Here is a 17,025-nt window from a genome sequence, read left to right as displayed (position 1 = left end):
AAAAAGCCGAAAGGGAGAAAATGATCAGGCTCGGACTCGTCGGAATCGGCAAAATTGCGCGCGATCAGCATATCCCGGCGCTGACGTCGGGCGGCGAATTCGAGCTTGCCGCGACCGCAAGCCGGAACGGCCGCGTCGACGGAATCGACGGTTATCCGTCCGTCGAATCGATGCTGGAGGCGCGCGCCGATATCGAAGCGGTCTCGCTCTGCACCCCTCCCGACGGTCGATTCGAACAGGCGATGCACGTGATTCGCGCGGGCCGTCACCTGATGCTCGAAAAGCCGCCGGCCGCGACCGTGTCGGAAGCCGAAACGCTCGCTCGTGCCGCGCGGGAGCACGGGGTCAGCCTGTTCGCGACCTGGCATTCGCGCGAAGCCGCCGAGGTCGATGCCGCTCGCGATTGGCTCGCGACCCGCCGGATCGACGCGATACGCATCCGCTGGATGGAAAACATCCAGCAATGGCATCCCGGACAGGAATGGATCCTGGCGGCGGGCGGCTTTGGCGTTTTCGACCCCGGCATCAATGCGCTGTCGATCGCGACGCATATCCTGCCGCGCCCGATCACCGTGCTGGCCGCTGACCTCGACATTCCCGAAAATCGCGCCTGTCCGATCGCCGCGGCGATCCGTTTCCGCAGCGGCGATGCGACGGGCGATGCGCGGTTCGACTTCCTCCAGACCGGTCGGCAGACCTGGGATATCGAAGTCGACACCGACGCCGGGACGCTCCGCCTCGCGATGGGAGGCAGCATCCTTCATCTGCCGGGCGAGCCGGCGCGCGAGGGCGCGAACGAGGAATATCCACGTCTCTATCGCCGCTTTGCCGAGCTGGTGCAGACGGGGGAGAGCGACGTCGATCTTCGTCCACTGCACCTTGTCGCCGATGCGTTCCTGATCGGCGAGCGCCGGATCGCGGCCCCGTTCGCGTTCTGATTCAGCCTTGCCGCATCGTCCATATTGTTTGTTTGGGGAGCTTTGAAATGTCGAACATCACGCGCCGCATGACGCTTTTCGGATCGGTCGCGCTGGCCGCCTCGGTTGTCGGGTCCCTGCCCGCCGCCGCCCAGGACGGTGGCGATCCGGCGCGGCCGAACATGGTGATCTTCCTGGCCGACGACCTCAGCTATGCCGATGTCGGGGCGAATGGCGATCAAAATGTGCGAACGCCCGCTTTCGATCGCTTGGCCTCGCAGGGGATGAGCTTCGATCGCGCATTCGTCGCCTCGCCCGCCTGCGCGCCGAGCCGCGCGGCGATGCTGACCGGGCTGATGCCTGCGCGCAACGGAGCGGAAGCCAATCACGACCGCGCCAACGCCGCGATCCGCAAATTGCCCTCCTATCTTCAGGAGCAGGGTTATGAAGTCGTCGCCTTTGGCAAGGTCGCGCACTACAAGCACACGGGCACCTATGGGTTCGATTATTATGCCAACGACACGTTTCACGACCACAAGGCGATCCCCGCCGCGGTCGAATGGCTGAAGGCGCGCAAGGACAAGCGGCCGCTCGCCCTGTTCGTCGGCACCAACTGGCCGCACGTCCCCTGGCCGAAGACGACCGAAGACTATGATGCGAAGGGCCTTACGCTACCGCCCAAGACGATCGACACGCCGATCACCCGCGATGCCCGCGCGCGTTTCTATGCCGCGGTGACGCGAATGGACCAGGATCTTGCCGCGACGATGGATGCGGTCGATTCGGTTCTAGGCGACAACACCTTCGTCCTCTATTCGGCCGATCACGGGACCCAGTGGCCGTTCGGCAAATGGAATCTTTATGACAGCGGAACGCGCGTACCGATGGTGGTGCGCTGGAAAGGGCATGTAAAGGCGGGTGGCCGCACCGACGCGATGGTGAGCTGGATCGACATCCTGCCGACGATGGTCCAGCTCGCGGGCGGCAAGACACCCGACGGGATCGATGGCCGATCCTTTTCGAGCCTGTTCGGAGTCGGGCGACAGGACGCCGGGCGGAGCGAAATTTTCACGACGCACAACAACGACGGCCGGGTCAACGTCTATCCGATGCGCAGCATTCGGACCGACCGCTGGAAATATATCGAAAATCTCCATCCCGACTGGACGTACACGACGCATATCGACCTGAAGGTGATGCGGACCGATTCGGGGGCCTATTTCCCGTCCTGGCGCGAGGCGGCGGCAAAGGATCCCAAGGCGAAGGCTATCGTCGACGCCTATTACAAGCGACCGGCCGAGGAACTGTACGATCTGTCGGTCGATCCCGACGAAACGGTCAATCTGGCCGCCGATCCGCGCTATGCCGACACCCTCCGCGACTTGCGCGCCCGGCTGGCGAGCTGGCGCAAGGCGCAAGGCGACAGCGGCAAGGTGCCGGTGGCACCGCGTTTCGAACGCGGGCCGATGGACGGGGAGGGCGACTGACCGGGCGGGCATGGATCAGGCCGGGGACGAACCGCGCGCCTGGGCCATTTCGACCCGGTCGCGGCCGTGGGTCTTGGCGCGCAGCAAGGCAGCGTCGGCGGTGCGGACCAGCCGGTCGAGGGAGCAATGGTCGGGCGCGATCGCGGCGCCGATCGAGACGGTGACGGGCGGCATGTCGAGCGAGACGTGCGAGAAATCGAGCGCCGCCACACGAGCCCGCACCTCCTCGGCGCGATCCTGAACCTGCGTGGCCGACAATTCGGGCAGGAGGATCAGGAATTCCTCGCCGCCATAGCGAAAGGCGAGGCCGTCCTCGCGCGTGATATTGGCGAGCAACTGGCCGATCGCGCGCAGCACCGCATCGCCGGTTTCGTGACCGTGGACGTCGTTCAGGCGCTTGAAGTGGTCGACGTCGAGCATCAGGCAACCGAGCGGGCGGTCGAGCCGCTCGGCCTGCGCGATCTGCTGGTCTAGGATGAACCCCAGCTGGCGGCGATTGGCGAGCCCGGTCAGTGGGTCGGCCATCGCCATATCGCGGAGCGTGTCGCGCAATTGCAGATTGGCGATTGCAAGTCCGATATTCTCTGCGAGCATGTCGAGATAGAGGTCGAGCACCGCGGCGCGTGCCCTTTCGCCGCCGGGAATTTCGAAATAAAGCAGCCCCAGCGTTTCGCGTTGCGCGGTCAGCGGCAGACAAATCGTATCGACGGGGGCATCATCCGCCGCCCGCTCGACATGATCGCACGGAACGTCGACGCTGTCCCCCGCCGGCCGGTGCATCAACCCGCGCCGCAGCGCCCAGCACGACAGCGCGGAAAACTCGGCCGCCGAATGAACCGGCCCCAGCCAGCCGCAGGCCTCGACGACGATATTGCGATCCCTGTCGAGCAGATAGAGGCGGCCGGGAAGGCCGGGCGCGATCTCCGGGACGAAACGCTGCACCACCTCTTTCAGGTCGCGCAGCGTATCGCAGCCCTGCATCCGCTGGGTCATGCGCGACAGCAGGTCGCGCATCGTCCGGTCCGCGTCGCGCTCGGCCTCGAGCCGTTGGCGCTCGAGCCCGTTCTCGCGGAAGATGCGGATCGCTTGGGCCATGTCGCCGATTTCGTCGATATGCTGGATGTCGGGCGGTTCGGCTGCGAAATCCTGCACCGCGAGCCGGTTGACGACATCGCTCAGCTTCACGACCGGATGCAGGACGCGCTGCTTGAAGACGAAATAAAGGACGAAGAGGACGAGGAGCGCGGTGAGCGCAAGCACGACCTCAGAGATGCGCTTCCAGATACGCGCGATGTTCGTGGCACTCGCCAGCTGCGCCTCGATCCGGCCGTCGAGCTGATCCTCGAAGCGCCGCACCTCGATTTCCGAGCGGTCGAGTTGTCGTTCATATTCGGGGCCGAACAGCAGCTGCCGCGCCTTGTCGCCATTGCCCTTCTGATAGGCGGCCAGCGCCTCTTCCTGCTCGTCGTGGAGCAGGTCGGCGAGCGCCATGCCCTGCTTCAGCGCGTCCAGTTCCGATGCGGTCGCCCCGGCGTCGCCGATGTGACGGACCCGAGCCTCGACGTCCTTCAGATCCTTTACCGCGCTGTGATAGGCGGCGAGGTAGATCGGGTCGCCGGTGTTCACATATTGGCGTGCCCGGTCGCTGAGCGCATAGACATCGGCCCCGATTTCGGACGTCGCCCGGTCGAGGACATAGCGTTGTTCGACCGCTTCGCGTTCACGCTCCTGCGCATTCGACGCGAGGATCATCGTGGCGCTCGAAACGAGCGTCAGGACGACCGTGGCGCCATATGCCCAGTTGGTGATGGTTGCGAGGCGCATGCGGAAGCCTAGCTAGCCGATCATTGGGATGAAGTTAACGCGCGTCTTGCCGAAACCTGCTCGCGCCCGGTCAGGCGGGCATCAATATGCCTTCATAGACCCGGTCCTCGAAGGCGACACCCGCACCCATCGCGACGCAGATCAGCGCGTCTTCGGCGACCCGCACCGACAGGCCGGTCGCCTCGGCGATCGCCTGATCCATCCGGCGAAGCAGTGCGCCGCCGCCGGTGAGCGTGATGCCCTCGTCGATGATGTCGGCCGCAAGCTCCGGCGGCGTACGCTCGAGTGCCATGCGCACCGCGCCGATAATCTGCCCGACCGGCTCGGAAAGCGCCTCGGCGACCTCGGCCTCGGACACCTCGACTTCTGACGGGCGGCCGTTCACGAGGTCGCGGCCCTTTACCGCCATGATCGTACCGGTCCCCTGTGGCGGAACCGCGCTGCCGATCGTCAGCTTCACCCGCTCGGCGGTCATTTCGCCGATCATCATATTATGCTTGCGACGAATGTGCGACGCGATCATCTCGTCCATCTTGTCGCCCCCGATACGGATCGAGCCGCTGTAGGCGACCCCACCGAGCGAGAGGACCGCGACCTCGGTCGTTCCGCCGCCGATATCGATGACCATCGCACCGCGCGGTTCGGTCACGGGCAGGCCGGCGCCGATCGCCGCAGCCAGCGGCTCCTCGATCAGCCGTACGCCGAGCGCGCCGGCGTTGGCGGCAGCGTCGCGGATCGCGCGTCGCTCGACCATCGTCGAACTCGACGGGACGCAAACGACGACATTGCTCCGCCGCCGAAGCCGGCTCGAGCCGCCGAGCGCCTTTTCGATGAAATGCTTGAGCATCTGTTCGGCGATCTCGATATCGGCGATCACGCCGTCGCGCAGCGGGCGAAGCGCCTGGATATTGGTCGGCGTCTTGCCCATCATCAGCTTCGCGTCATTGCCGACGACCTTGACATGCCGGACGCCGTCGCGGGTTTCGAGGGCGATGACCGAGGGTTCGTTGAGGACAATGCCTTTGCCGCGGACGTAGATGACGGTGTTCACGGTGCCGAGATCGATGGCGATGTCGTGCGCGCTGGACGCGAAACGGTCGAAGAAGCTCATGGACGAAAGCGGGCTTTCAATTTGCGTTGACGGGGGTGACCTGATGTCCGGCATGTTGGTTGCGGCGTCCGGCGTCAATTACGGCGCAGGCTGGACCGTTGGTTTACCGCGCCTGACCGAGTTTGCGCGGTTTCGGACGTCGGGGCCGGAATCGCGGCCATTTGACGCGGCCGACGTCGCATGTGTCGCTCCGGCCGTCACAAACTGTTGCTATTTAGCCACTAATTTGGCGAAAACGCCGCGAACGCGTCGGGGCTGCGTTGACGCATCGGGCGGCGTCGTTACAGCGGCCGGTTACCGGCCGAGTATCCCCTCCTTAGGCCACAGGGCCAAGCTCGCCGGGTTGGAGAGAGATGATGACCGTGCGCAACATTTTGTTGGGCGCCACGATGCTGTGCGCCGCCACCGCCCCCGCCCATGCCTTTGCCCAGGACGCCGCGCCCGCCGACGATACGGCCGCGCCCGCGACGAACGACTATGGCAATGATATCATCGTGACCGCGTCGAAGCGGTCGCAGACGCTGCAGGATACGCCCGTTGCCGTGTCGGTGACGTCGGCCGCCGACCTGGAGAATGCCCAGATCCGCGACCTGATCGACCTGCAATCGTCGGTGCCCAGCCTGCGCGTCAGCCAGCTTCAGTCGAGTGCGAATACCAATTTCGTCATCCGCGGCTTCGGCAACGGCGCCAACAACGCCGGGATCGAGCCCTCGGTCGGCGTGTTCATCGACGGCGTCTATCGGTCGCGCTCGGCCGCCCAGATCGGCGACCTGCCGAATGTCGAGCGTGTCGAAGTGCTGCGCGGGCCGCAGTCGACGCTGTTCGGCAAGAATGCGTCGGCGGGCGTGATCAGCATCATCACGCAAAAGCCGCAGTTCGACTTCGGCGGTTCGCTCGAGGCGAGCTATGGCAATTACGACGCGATCGTCGTCAAGGGCGACATCACCGGGCCGATCAGCGATACCATCGCCTTTTCGCTCGGCGGCAATTTCAACCGCCGCGACGGCTATGCCCGCGACCTGAACCTGGACACCGACGTCAACGATCGCAACCGCTGGGGCGTGCGCGGCCAGCTGCTCTTTGAACCGAGCGATGCGCTGTCGATCCGCCTGATCGGCGATTACGACAAGATCGACGAAAATTGCTGCATCGCGGGCAATGTCATCGCGGGGCCGACGGTCGCCATCACCGACTTCCTCGTCGGCGGCCCCAGCGTCGACCGGAACAATCCCTTCTCGTACGACGTCTACAACAACTTCCTGTCGTCGAACGAGATCGAGAATTATGGCGGTTCGGCCCAGATCGACTATGACCTGGGCAATATGGCGCTGACGTCGATCACCGCCTATCGTCAGGTTCGTGCGAAAACCAATCAGGACTCGGACTTCACCGCGGCCGACCTGATCGGGGAGAACAGCCAGGACCTCGCGATCGACACCTTTACGCAGGAAGTGCGCCTGGCGTCCGATTTCGACGGTCCGGTCAACTTCCTGATCGGTGGCTATTATTTCAACGAAAAGATCGACCAGAAGAACGCGCTGCTCTTCGGCGACGATTTCCGCGACTATGGCAACGCGCTGATCCAGCAGGCAAGCGGCGGTGCGCTCGACGTTCCGACACTCGAAGGCACGCTCGGTACCCTAGAAGGCGACCCGACCAAATATGTCGACACCTTCTTCCACGCCAGCGACGGCTTCGACGAGGCGTACAAGCTCAAGAACACGAGCTGGTCGATCTTCGGCACCGTCGATTTCGAGATCAGCGACCGGCTGACCTTCACCGCGGGCGCCAACTATACGCAGGACCGCAAGCGCTTCTCGACCGACGTCGTCAGCAGCGATACCTTCTCGGCGATCGACCTCGACGCACCGCAATATGCGCCGTTCCGCAACCAGCTGTTGCTTGGCGGCGCGTTGCAGCAGGCGGGCGTCGATCCGACCAACGTCGCGGCGGTCACCGCGTTCGCGACCAACCCGGCCACCGCGCCGATCTATCAGCAGTTCGTCGCCTATGCGAACGCGAACCAGAACAACCCCGATGCCAACCCGCTCGGCGGCCTGCGCGCGTTCCAGTTCCTGCCGCCGTTCCTCAACGTCCCGAACGCGGTCGAGCCGGGCAAGACGCACGACAAGGATCTCGCGTGGAGCGCGCGCCTCGCGTACGAGCTGACCGATACGGTCAACGTCTATGCGACCTATGCGACGGGCTTCAAGGCCAGCTCGATCAACCTGTCGCGCGACAGCCGTCCGCTCGCATCGGACCTGCCGGCGATCGAGGCGGCGGGGCTGACGACGCCGAACCTCGTCGGCGGCTCGCGCTTCGCCGGACCCGAGGAATCGGAAGTCTATGAAATCGGTCTGAAGGGCCAGTGGTCGGTGGCCGCCGCGAACGTCGCGGTGTTCAAGCAGTCGATCAAGGGGTTCCAGTCGAACATCTTCACCGGCACCGGCTTCGCGCTCGCCAATGCGGGCAAGCAGTCGACCTGGGGTGTCGAATTCGACGGGTCGGTGCGGCCCGTCGAAGGTCTCAACCTGACCCTCGCCGTCACCTGGCTCGATCCGAAATACGACAGCTTCGTCAATTCGTCGTTCGGCGATATTTCGGGCACCAAGCCGTCGACGATCCCCGACCTGTCGGCGTCGATGGGCGCGACCTATACCGCCCAGGTCGGCAACGGAAACCGTGCGATCTTCCACGTCGACTATCTCTATGAAAGCCCGACGCGCCTGGTCGACGGGCTCCAGGGTTTCCCGGCCGGCTTCTCGGACCAGTTCAAGCGCGAAGTGAACCAGCTCAATGCCTCGTTCACCTTCGCTCTCGACAACGGGCTCGAGCTTGGCGTGTGGGGCCGCAACCTGACCAACGCGCAATATCTGACGACGATTTTCCCCGCCGTCGCGCAGTCGGGCAGCATCTCGGGCTATCCCAGCCAGCCGCGGACCTATGGCGTGACCGGCCGCTTCAAATTCTGATCGAAAGGCGCAGGGCGGTAGCGCCCACCGACTTTTGAAATAGGTGTGTCCCCGCGAAGGCGGGGACCCGTTTCCAGCCGATAATATTTCGAACGGACGAGAATGGACTCCCGCCTTCGCGGGAGCACATGGATCTTCGGCGGGAAAGCCAACCTGCGCTCCGGAAAAAGAAAACCCCGGCTTCTCGATCGAGAAGCCGGGGTGTTTTTTGGCGCGAAGCCGGATCGCGTCAGAAACGCACACCCGCCGCGATGCCGTAGCGGCGCGGTTCGAGGGTGAAGATGTTGGTGTAGTTCCCCGACGACTGGTCGGTGATGTAAGCGCCAGTAACGCTGTTCGCATCGAAGATGTTCTGGATGAACCCCTTCACGAACCATTTGTCATCGGCACCATTGAGCTGAATCTGCGCGTTCACCTGAGCATAACCTTTGATCTTGTTGATCGCGCCGTTGAAAATGCTGCCATAGCTGTCGCCGGTGTAGGCGAGGTCGAAGCGCGGGACGAGCGTCATGTCGCTGTTGCCCAGGTGCGCCGTGTACTGCACACCCGCGCTGAACTTGTAGTTCGGCGCTTGCGGCAGCTTGTTGCCCTTCAGGTTTACGGGAATGCCAGCGGAAAGAACCTGAATTCCGTTGGGATCGAATGCAAGCGCGGTCGGCGTGGGGTCCCCCGTTACCGGATCAACCGCCGACGCTGCAAGAACCGAGCAGATGCCGAAAGCGCCGGTCGATGCGATGCCGCCATTTTCGGGGAAGGGTGTCGTGGGTTGCAGTCCGGCACCCGTCGACAGATTAATGCCGTTATTGACCGCATTGACGAAGCCATTGCTGCCCGCCGCATTGCCGGCGGTTCCCGGGGCAACTGCGCAGTTCGCGCCGTTGCTGAGATCCTTGATGATCACGGCGTCAGCCCGTCCGCCGCCGAAGTCGCGCGGATTGCTGGTGAATTTGTCGGTTGTCACCTTGGTATGCAGATAGCTGAAACCGAGATTGATCAGCCAGTCGGGGTCGGGACGCACTACGCCTTCGATTTCGGCGCCATAGATATCGGCGTCCACATTGTCGTTGACGGCGGTACGGGCCACGATCTTGCTGAGCTGCAGATCCTTGTACTTGTAATAGAATGCGGTCAGGTTGAGTTGCAGCTTTCCGTTGTCGAACGCGTTTTTCGAGCCGATTTCGAATGCGTCGACCTGCTCCGGCGCAAAGGATTCCGGGACTTCGAACACGGGTTGGAGCGGTGGGTTGATGCCACCCGATTTATATCCCCGCGAGTAGGACGCGTAGAGGAGATTGTCCTCTGTGACCTTGAAATCGACGACGGCGCGACCGGTCCATTCGCTGAATTTCACGGTGCGCGTCTGGATGATCTGATTGCCGGGTGTGCCCGGATCGGCGTCATAGGTCCCGACGAAGGGTGAATCGAAGGCCGTACCGGTTTGGCCGAAGGGCACGAGGAAGCTCGCCAGCGTCGATCGGGCGAGTACGGTCTTCTTGTCGTTGTTGTAGCGCAGCCCGAGAGTCAGCTTCAGCCGATCGTTCACCTCGAAATAGGTTTCGCCGAAGATGCCGTAGGACTTAATCTTCAGATCGTCGGTGTTGTTGCGAAAGAAGGGCGTCCCAAGAAACGAGGGCGGCAGGCCATTAGCGTAGGCATTGAATGCCCCTAGAATGCCGGTCAGATAGTCGATCGGAAAGGCATTTACATAATAGCTGTTCTCGGTGAGATGATAATCGGCGTAAATCCCGCCAAGCAGGAAGTTGAAGGGACCGTCGAGGTCGCTCGAGAGGATGCTCTCGACCGACCAGCTACTATTGTACTGGTTGGAGCGGTCGAACTGTAGCGATTGATCCGAACAGATGCTGTTGCCTCCGAAGCTGCCGAAGCCGGTTTCTTCGGGCAACGACGTACACAGCTTGCCGTCCGGTCCGTCGGGGATCAACGCCGCCGCGACGGGAGCCAGATAGGTCGAGATGCCCGGAATCGCACCGTCTAGGGCGCCTTCGGCACCCAGCTGCAGGTAGTTCAGCGCACTCTGATAGAGGGATCGATCCCCGATATTGCTGTTATAGTCTTGAGAGGCGTCGACCTTGACCTTTTGATACTGCCCCGAAACTTGCAACGACACGGGGCCGAAATTATGCTCGATCTGCCCCTGAAGGATCAATTCGCTGGTGAAATAGCTCGGTGTATAGGCGGTCGAGATCGAACGCGGGTCGTCGGAAATCGATGTGTTGGCATAGACGTCGGGTCCATAGACGCTGCCGAGCGCAAAGATTTCCGGAATACCCTGGATCGCCAGAAACTCCCGTGACGTCAGCGCCGCGGTGAAGGTCGCATTGCCATTGAACGGCGAATTGTCGAGCCGCGTGTTCAGACAGCCGAGGATGCCGGTCGGGTCGCGCTGACATTGTTGTTTCTGGATGCGGGTGCGCTGGTCCTTCTCGCGGAAATAAGACCCCATCAGGTCGATCGTCGTGTCGGGTGTCGGCTCCCAGCGGAACGAGCCGCGAACCGAATAGAGATCGCGGTCGTCGATACGCGTGCCGAGATAGGTGTTCTTCGTATAGCCGTCGCGATTGAGGTAAATGCCCGCGACGCGGATGCCCGCGGTCTCGCCAAGGGGGATGTTGACCATCGCCTTGCCCTTGATCGAATCATAATTGCCATATTCGGCTTCGGCCGAGGCTTCGAACGCGCCGAGCCTGGGCTTAGCGGTGATGACGTTGACCACGCCCGAGGTCGCGTTGCGGCCGAACAGCGTGCCCTGCGGGCCGCGCAGCACTTCGACGCGTTCGAGGTCGAAGAATTCGGTTTCGAACAGGCGGGTCGAAAACAGCGGATCGCCGTTCAGGTGGATCGCGGTCGCGCTGTCGCAGGTCGTGCCGACGCACAGGTCGCCGATGCCGCGAATGGTGAAGCTCGCGCCGGTGAAGTTGGTCTTGGTAAAGGTGACGTTCGGCAGCGTCAGCTGCAGATCCGACGGGGTCTTGATCTGCTGGGCCTCGAGCGCCTCCGACGAGAAGGCGCTGACCGCGATCGGCACGTCCTGCAGGCGTTCCGACTGGCGCTGCGCGGTGACGACGATTTCGCCACCGAACGCGTCCCGTCCCGTGTCATCGCTGTCCTGCGCGAAAGCCGGCGTCGCCACCGTCATCGCGAGAATCGACGAACCGATCAGAGCGTTGAACTTCATCAATATCCTCCCTGTTTCGACCCCGCGGGTGCGGGGCCGCCCAAATGGTCAATTTGTGGTAAGGGAAGGGGCTTCGACCACGCATGGCAAAGGGCACCGGGCCGAACCGACCGAGTGCCACGGGATATCCCTCTTGCCAGCTGTGCTGGTCATCGTCCTCTCCCACCGGCGTCGGGGAAAACGCCGGCCTCTCCGGATTACGGCCCGCTTGGGCGAGCTCTGTAAGGCCCTAAAGGTGCGCCGAGTTGACGAAAGCGTCAAGTCACTTGTTTCGATAGCGAAGCAGTCAAAAAATCGCGGGAGTCCTAGGGCTGGAAAAGGTCCGATTCCGCAACGTAAACTTGTCGGAGCCATGAAATTTCTTGCCGGCGCGGGCTTGCGCATCGGGCCTTGCGGGCCGAAATGTGCGGCATGAAAGCAACAGTGAAGGCGGGGGACATGACGCAGGATGTCGAAGTGGGACCGGACGGCAAGGTCGTCGTTCCGGATCATGTCGCGGCGGCGGTCCGGACGTTGATCGAATGGGCCGGCGACGATCCGGCGCGCGAAGGGCTGCGCGACACGCCGAAGCGCGTCGCGCGCGCGTGGAAGGAATATTGCCAGGGCTATGGCGAGGACCCGTCGGTGCATCTGTCGCGCACCTTCGAGGAGGTCGGCGGCTATGACGAGGTCGTCCTGCTGCGCGACATTCCGTTCCAGTCGCACTGCGAACATCATATGGCGCCGATCACCGGAAAGGCCTCGATCGCCTATCTGCCCAGGGACCGCGTCGTCGGCATATCGAAGCTCGCCCGCGTCCTGAACGGCTATGCCCGCCGCCTGCAGGTCCAGGAGCGGCTGACGGCGGAGGTCGCCCAGTGCATCTGGGACAATCTCCAGCCCCACGGCGTCGCCGTCGTGATCGACGCGCAGCATGGCTGCATGACCGGTCGCGGCGTCCGCACACCCGGCGTCGGCATGGTCACCAGCCGCCTGCTCGGATGCTTCCTCGAAGACGAACGCAGCCGCAAGGAGGTGCTCAGCCTGATGGGCTATTGAGCGGCGGCTTTCGGCCGGTTGCGGACATATTCTTTATCGTCACCCCGGACTTGATCCGGGGTCCATTAGGTGCAGCGTCGGGGGGAGTGGGTCCCGGATCAAGCCTGTCCTGAGCTTGTCGCAGGGTCCGGGATGTCGAATGCCCGTGAACGACCGGTTGTGGCCGCTTACCAACGTCATCCCGGCGAAGGCCGGGATCTCACCCTAACGGATTTACGCACCGGCGAGATCCCGGCCTTCGCCGGGATGACGGATAGGGGACAGTCCGCTTCCCACCCCGTTTCCGCCATCGAAAAAAACGCTGTCCTACATAGCTCGGCTGTGTCAGCCTTCGTCCCGGCTCTTTCGACAGGTGGATAGAAGCGGTCACGGCCCGGTTTGCGGATGCGGGCGGGAGCCGGCGCGGCGTGGTCGCCGAACGCGGCCCATCGGCGGCTGCACAAGGCTGAACTTTACTGAACTTTGAAACGATGACGCGGACCCGGCCCGCGACACCCGAAGACGGCAAGAGCAACGGGCCACCCCGAAGCCGACATGCAGCCGCGATGCGTCTTCACGTAATGCCGGCGCATAAGAAAAGGCCCCGGAGCATTGCGCCGGGGCCTCTCTTTTCTCTGCAAGCAAGCGAAGTGGCTTACGCCTCTTCGTCTTCCTCGCTCGCCTCGCCCTCGGCGGGAGCCTCTTCGGCAGCGGCTTCCGACGGGGGCGTGCCCTCTTCGAATTCGTCTTCGCTGTCGGGTTCGAGCGCCGCGGCGGCCATGGCCGCCTGTTCTTCCTCGAACATCGCGGCGATGACGTCGATGCCGTCCTTCTGCATCTCGGCCTCGTCGGGCGAACGCGCGACGTTGACGCTGACGGTCACTGCAACCTCGGGGTGCAGCTTGACCTTGACGTCGAACAGGCCGAGCGACTTGATCGGGCGTTCGAGCTCGATCATCGCCTTGGTGACGTTTTCCACGCCATCCTCGGCGAGCGCGTCGACGATGTCGCGCACCGAAACCGAACCGTAAAGCTGGCCGGTGTTCGACGCCTGGCGGATCAGGACGATCTGCTGGCCGTCGAAATCCTTGGCGCGGCCTTCGGCCGAGGTACGGCGTTCGGCGTTGTCGGCCTCGATCTTCGCGCGGTTCGCTTCGAACAGCTTGCGATTGGCTTCGTTCGCGCGCAGCGCCTTGTTGTTGGGCAACAGGAAGTTGCGGGCAAAGCCGTTCTTGACGGTGACGACGTCGCCGATACCGCCCAGTTTCTCGATACGTTCGAGCAGGATGATTTCCATGTCGCTGCCCTCCTTACTTCACGATGTAGGGGAGCAGGCCGATGTGGCGCGCGCGCTTGATCGCGCGGGCCAGCTCACGCTGCTTCTTGGTGGACACCGCGGTGATCCGCGACGGGACGATCTTGCCGCGCTCCGACAGGTAACCCTGGAGCAGGCGGACGTCCTTGTAATCGATGACCGGTGCGTCCTTCGCGCTGAAGGGGCAGGTCTTGCGGCGGCGGAAAAAGGGTCGTGCCATGATTGCTGCTCCTTAATTGTCGCTGTCGCTGTCGCGGCCGCGACCGCCGCGGCGTTCCTGCTTGCGCATCATCACCGACGGACCCTTTTCGAGTTCGTCGACGCGGATCGTCATCCAGCGGATGATGTCTTCGTTGATCGCAGCCTGGCGCTCGATCTCGGCAATGGCTTCGCCCGGCGCTTCGACCGAGACCATCGCATAATGACCCTTGCGGTTCTTCTGGATCTTGTAGGCGAGCTGCTTGAGGCCCCAGGTTTCGGTCTTGTGGATCGAACCCTTGTGATCGGTGACGATCGTGGCGACATTTTCCGCCAGCGCATCGACCTGAGCCTGGCTCAGGTCCTGACGCGCGATAAAGACATGCTCGTAAAACGGCATGGTTGCGCTTCCTTCATTTGGCCGATCGCTGACCTGCGCCAATCGCAGGCCCCTCCGGCTGTCGTCCCGCTTTGCTTGTTGGTGCAAAGCAAACGGGGCGACAGGCACGTGGCCTCGCCCCGAATGGACCGCGCCTATACAGAGTCGCGCGGCGAAATCAAGCGGAACCGGGCAGTTTTTCCAGCAATTCGCGCCCGAACTCGGTCAGCGTATCGTCGCGCGCGCCGAGGATCAGGATGCGATCGCCCGGCTTTGCCTCGTCGAGCATCGCCGCGCCGCACGCCGCGCGGGTCGTCAGGTGGACGGCGTCGCCGCCGCCGGCGACGATGTCGGCGACCAGCGCCTCGCTGCCGATACTGCGGTCGACGGTGCCGCCGAAATAGACGGGGTCGCACACGAACAGCATGTCGTCGGTGCGCAGCCCCCTGGCAAAGGCTGCTGCGAGTTCCTTGCCCATCTGCCGAAGCGGTCCATAGCCGTGCGGTTGAAAGAAGATCAGCGCACGGCCGGGCAATTCGGCGACCGCGGCGAGCGTCGCGGCAACCTTGTCCGGGTTGTGCGCGAAATCGTCGATCACCGTCACGCCGCCTGCCTGCCCGAGAATTTCATAGCGCCGCGCGAGCCCCGCGAAATCGGCGAGCGCCGCCGCCGAGCGCGCGACCGGGATATTGACCGCGCGCGCCGCGGCGATCGCGGCGAGCGCGTTCATCGCATTGTGGTGCCCCGGCATCCGCAGCCGGACTTCGTGCCGGTCGCCTGCGAAATGAACCGTGAAGCGGCAGCCGTCGGGCAGCGGCTCGAAATCGGTCCCGCGCACCGCGGCGGCGTCCGAGAACCCGAAATGCATCACATTGTCGCCGGCGAGCAGCGGCCTCGATTCGCGGTCGTCGGCGTTGATGATCGCGATCCGCGCCTTGCCGGCGAATTCGCCGAACAGCCGGTGGAGCTCGTCGAGGCTCTTGTGGTCGAGGCTGATGTTGGTGACGACCGCGACATCGGGCTGGTAGAGCGCGATCGAGCCGTCGCTCTCGTCGACCTCGCTGACATAGGTCGCCGCATCGCCGACGAGCGCGCTCGCAAAGGGCATGGCATCGCTCGCGAAATTGCGCATTACCGCACCGTTCATCACGGTCGGCTTGCGTCCGGCACCCTCGAGGATCCATCCGATCATGCCGGTGACGGTCGACTTGCCGCTCGTGCCGCCGATGCCGATCGCCTGCGCCGCGTCGTTGAACAGCGCGGCATTGAGGTCGGCGCGCGTCATGCGCGGCAGATCGAGCGCGTTCGCGGCCGCGACATCGGGCACGCTGTCCTCGACCGCTGCGGATGCGACGAGCGTCTGGCCCGCCGTGAGGCCGCTGCCATCCTGCGGGAAGAGCGCAATGCCGCGCCGTTCGAGCCACTCGAACTTGTCCGCCGAACGTCCCTGGTCGCGGCTGCGATCCGACCCGGCGACCCGCGCGCCCCGCGCCGCGACGATCATCGCCAGCGGCAGCATGCCCGATCCACCGATACCGCAAAAGAAATAGGAATTGTTTTCGGTCATGCCGGCGCGTTATGGGCTTGGCGAAGGGTTTGCAATAAGGGCGGCAAACCCGGAAGGGTGAACGCCGGTTTTCATACATCGTCACCCCGGACTTGATCCGGGGTCCATTCACGCAGCATCGAACGAATGGACCCCGGATCAAGTCCGGGGTGACGGTCAAGGAAGTTAATGATGCGTATCGGAATCGTCGCTCCCTCGACCCCCATCCTGCCCGATGATGCCGAAGCGGTGCGTGCGATCGCCGCGCTCGGCTATCCCGGGGTGGAGCTGGTTTTCGACGAGCAATGTTTCGCGGTTCACGGTCATTTCGCCGGCGAAGAGGGGCATCGCTTCGCGGCGCTCGTCGAAATGGCGAACCGCCCCGACATCGACGCGATCTGGTTCGCGCGCGGCGGCTATGGCGCCTGCCGCATCGCGCAAGAGGCCGTCGCCGCGATGACCGACGTTGCACGGGGCAAGGCGTTTCTCGGCTATTCGGACCAGGGCAATATCCTCGCCTGCCTGTACCGCGAGGGCTTCGATCATGTCGCGCACGGCCCGATGGTCGCCGACGTCCGGCGCGAGGGCGGCGACACGGCGATCGCCCGCGCGCTCGACTGGCTCGTCGCCCGCGATCCCGCGACGTGCGAAGCCGGGCTGGAGCACGGGGCGCGCCATGCGGCGTTCAACCTGATGACGCTGTCGATGCTGCTCGGCACGCCGCTCGAGCCCGATCTGGCCGGCCACATCCTCTTGGTCGAAGAGGTCAGCGAATATCTCTATGCGTTCGACCGCGCCTTTTTCCACATGGCGACCTGCCTCGGTCCGCGCGGATTGACGGGGCTTCGTCTCGGCCGGGTCAGCGCGGTCCCAGAAAACGACCGCCCCTTCGGTATGGACGCCGAAGAGATCGCGCGCGACTGGTGTGCCCGCACCGGCATCGCGTGGCTCGGCCGCGCCGACATCGGGCACGATGCCGCGAACAAGGTCGTGCCCTTCGGCTTGCATCGCGCCGGGTGAGCGAATAGGCGCGAGACCTTTCCGTCGCCCCCGCGAAGGCGGG

At 63.8% G+C, this 17,025-nt stretch carries 12 protein-coding genes; 5 read left to right on the top strand and 7 right to left on the bottom strand.

All coding sequences use genetic code 11. From position 1 onward, the window contains the following. The first annotated feature begins 20 nt into the window (after positions 1-20). Positions 21-938, top strand: a complete 918-nt coding sequence (locus AC58D2_RS04315; RefSeq protein WP_497387674.1) for a Gfo/Idh/MocA family protein — start codon at positions 21-23, stop codon at positions 936-938. Between the two features lie 47 nt (positions 939-985). Further along, positions 986-2,404: a sulfatase family protein gene (locus tag AC58D2_RS04310; protein WP_497387672.1), complete on the top strand. Its 1,419-nt coding sequence runs from the start codon at positions 986-988 to the stop codon at positions 2,402-2,404. Between the two features lie 15 nt (positions 2,405-2,419). Here AC58D2_RS04310 and AC58D2_RS04305 read toward each other — a convergent pair whose 3' ends face one another. Continuing rightward, positions 2,420-4,228, bottom strand: coding sequence for a sensor domain-containing diguanylate cyclase (locus AC58D2_RS04305; RefSeq protein ID WP_497387670.1), 1,809 nt, complete (start codon positions 4,226-4,228; stop codon positions 2,420-2,422). 70 nt (positions 4,229-4,298) lie between these two features. Further along, positions 4,299-5,339, bottom strand: a complete 1,041-nt coding sequence (locus tag AC58D2_RS04300; protein ID WP_497387668.1) for a rod shape-determining protein — start codon at positions 5,337-5,339, stop codon at positions 4,299-4,301. Positions 5,340-5,695: 356 nt separating this feature from the next. Here AC58D2_RS04300 and AC58D2_RS04295 point away from each other — a divergent pair, with 356 nt between their 5' ends. After that, positions 5,696-8,311 carry a TonB-dependent receptor gene (locus tag AC58D2_RS04295; RefSeq protein WP_497387666.1) on the top strand — a complete coding sequence of 872 codons (2,616 nt, stop codon included), beginning with the start codon at positions 5,696-5,698 and terminating at the stop codon, positions 8,309-8,311. Between the two features lie 229 nt (positions 8,312-8,540). Here AC58D2_RS04295 and AC58D2_RS04290 read toward each other — a convergent pair whose 3' ends face one another. Continuing rightward, complete coding sequence (locus AC58D2_RS04290) at positions 8,541-11,507, bottom strand: TonB-dependent receptor (RefSeq protein WP_497387664.1); 2,967 nt, start codon at positions 11,505-11,507, stop codon at positions 8,541-8,543. A 411-nt stretch (positions 11,508-11,918) separates the two neighbouring features. On the opposite strand from AC58D2_RS04290, the gene folE reads away from it, so the two are divergent. Further along, positions 11,919-12,545 (top strand): GTP cyclohydrolase I FolE, encoded by a 627-nt coding sequence (gene folE, locus AC58D2_RS04285; protein WP_497387662.1) that lies wholly within the window; start codon positions 11,919-11,921, stop codon positions 12,543-12,545. 634 nt (positions 12,546-13,179) lie between these two features. Here folE and rplI read toward each other — a convergent pair. From rplI to AC58D2_RS04265, 4 genes are all read right to left on the bottom strand, one after another. Continuing rightward, positions 13,180-13,821: a 50S ribosomal protein L9 gene (gene rplI / locus AC58D2_RS04280; RefSeq protein ID WP_497387660.1), complete on the bottom strand. Its 642-nt coding sequence runs from the start codon at positions 13,819-13,821 to the stop codon at positions 13,180-13,182. A gap of 13 nt (positions 13,822-13,834) precedes the next feature. Further along, a complete protein-coding gene (rpsR, locus tag AC58D2_RS04275; RefSeq protein ID WP_089217216.1) occupies positions 13,835-14,059 on the bottom strand; it encodes a 30S ribosomal protein S18 in 225 nt (74 codons plus the stop codon). Between the two features lie 12 nt (positions 14,060-14,071). After that, positions 14,072-14,437, bottom strand: a complete 366-nt coding sequence (gene rpsF, locus AC58D2_RS04270) for a 30S ribosomal protein S6 (protein ID WP_497387658.1) — start codon at positions 14,435-14,437, stop codon at positions 14,072-14,074. Positions 14,438-14,594: 157 nt separating this feature from the next. Continuing rightward, entirely contained in the window at positions 14,595-15,983 is a 1,389-nt protein-coding gene (locus AC58D2_RS04265) for a Mur ligase family protein (RefSeq protein WP_497387656.1), read from the bottom strand. Between the two features lie 171 nt (positions 15,984-16,154). On the opposite strand from AC58D2_RS04265, the gene AC58D2_RS04260 reads away from it, so the two are divergent. Continuing rightward, positions 16,155-16,982 (top strand): LD-carboxypeptidase, encoded by an 828-nt coding sequence (locus AC58D2_RS04260; RefSeq protein WP_497387654.1) that lies wholly within the window; start codon positions 16,155-16,157, stop codon positions 16,980-16,982. Positions 16,983-17,025: the final 43 nt, after the last annotated feature.

It is taken from the genome of Sphingopyxis sp. CR5 (genome assembly GCF_059693785.1).
This window is presented reverse-complemented; position numbering and strand designations above follow the sequence as displayed.

Bases quoted from the DNA above. Each gene is read 5' to 3' on its own strand.
- AC58D2_RS04260 (WP_497387654.1), top strand. From the start codon at position 16,155: ATGCGTATCGGAATCGTCGCTCCCTCGACCCCCATCCTGCCCGATGAT.
- rpsF (WP_497387658.1), bottom strand. From the start codon at position 14,437: ATGCCGTTTTACGAGCATGTCTTTATCGCGCGTCAGGACCTGAGCCAG.
- AC58D2_RS04265 (WP_497387656.1), bottom strand. From the start codon at position 15,983: ATGACCGAAAACAATTCCTATTTCTTTTGCGGTATCGGTGGATCGGGC.
- AC58D2_RS04305 (WP_497387670.1), bottom strand. From the start codon at position 4,228: ATGCGCCTCGCAACCATCACCAACTGGGCATATGGCGCCACGGTCGTC.
- rplI (WP_497387660.1), bottom strand. From the start codon at position 13,821: ATGGAAATCATCCTGCTCGAACGTATCGAGAAACTGGGCGGTATCGGC.
- AC58D2_RS04310 (WP_497387672.1), top strand. From the start codon at position 986: ATGTCGAACATCACGCGCCGCATGACGCTTTTCGGATCGGTCGCGCTG.
- AC58D2_RS04300 (WP_497387668.1), bottom strand. From the start codon at position 5,339: ATGAGCTTCTTCGACCGTTTCGCGTCCAGCGCGCACGACATCGCCATC.
- rpsR (WP_089217216.1), bottom strand. From the start codon at position 14,059: ATGGCACGACCCTTTTTCCGCCGCCGCAAGACCTGCCCCTTCAGCGCG.
- AC58D2_RS04290 (WP_497387664.1), bottom strand. From the start codon at position 11,507: ATGAAGTTCAACGCTCTGATCGGTTCGTCGATTCTCGCGATGACGGTG.
- AC58D2_RS04295 (WP_497387666.1), top strand. From the start codon at position 5,696: ATGACCGTGCGCAACATTTTGTTGGGCGCCACGATGCTGTGCGCCGCC.
- AC58D2_RS04315 (WP_497387674.1), top strand. From the start codon at position 21: ATGATCAGGCTCGGACTCGTCGGAATCGGCAAAATTGCGCGCGATCAG.
- folE (WP_497387662.1), top strand. From the start codon at position 11,919: ATGAAAGCAACAGTGAAGGCGGGGGACATGACGCAGGATGTCGAAGTG.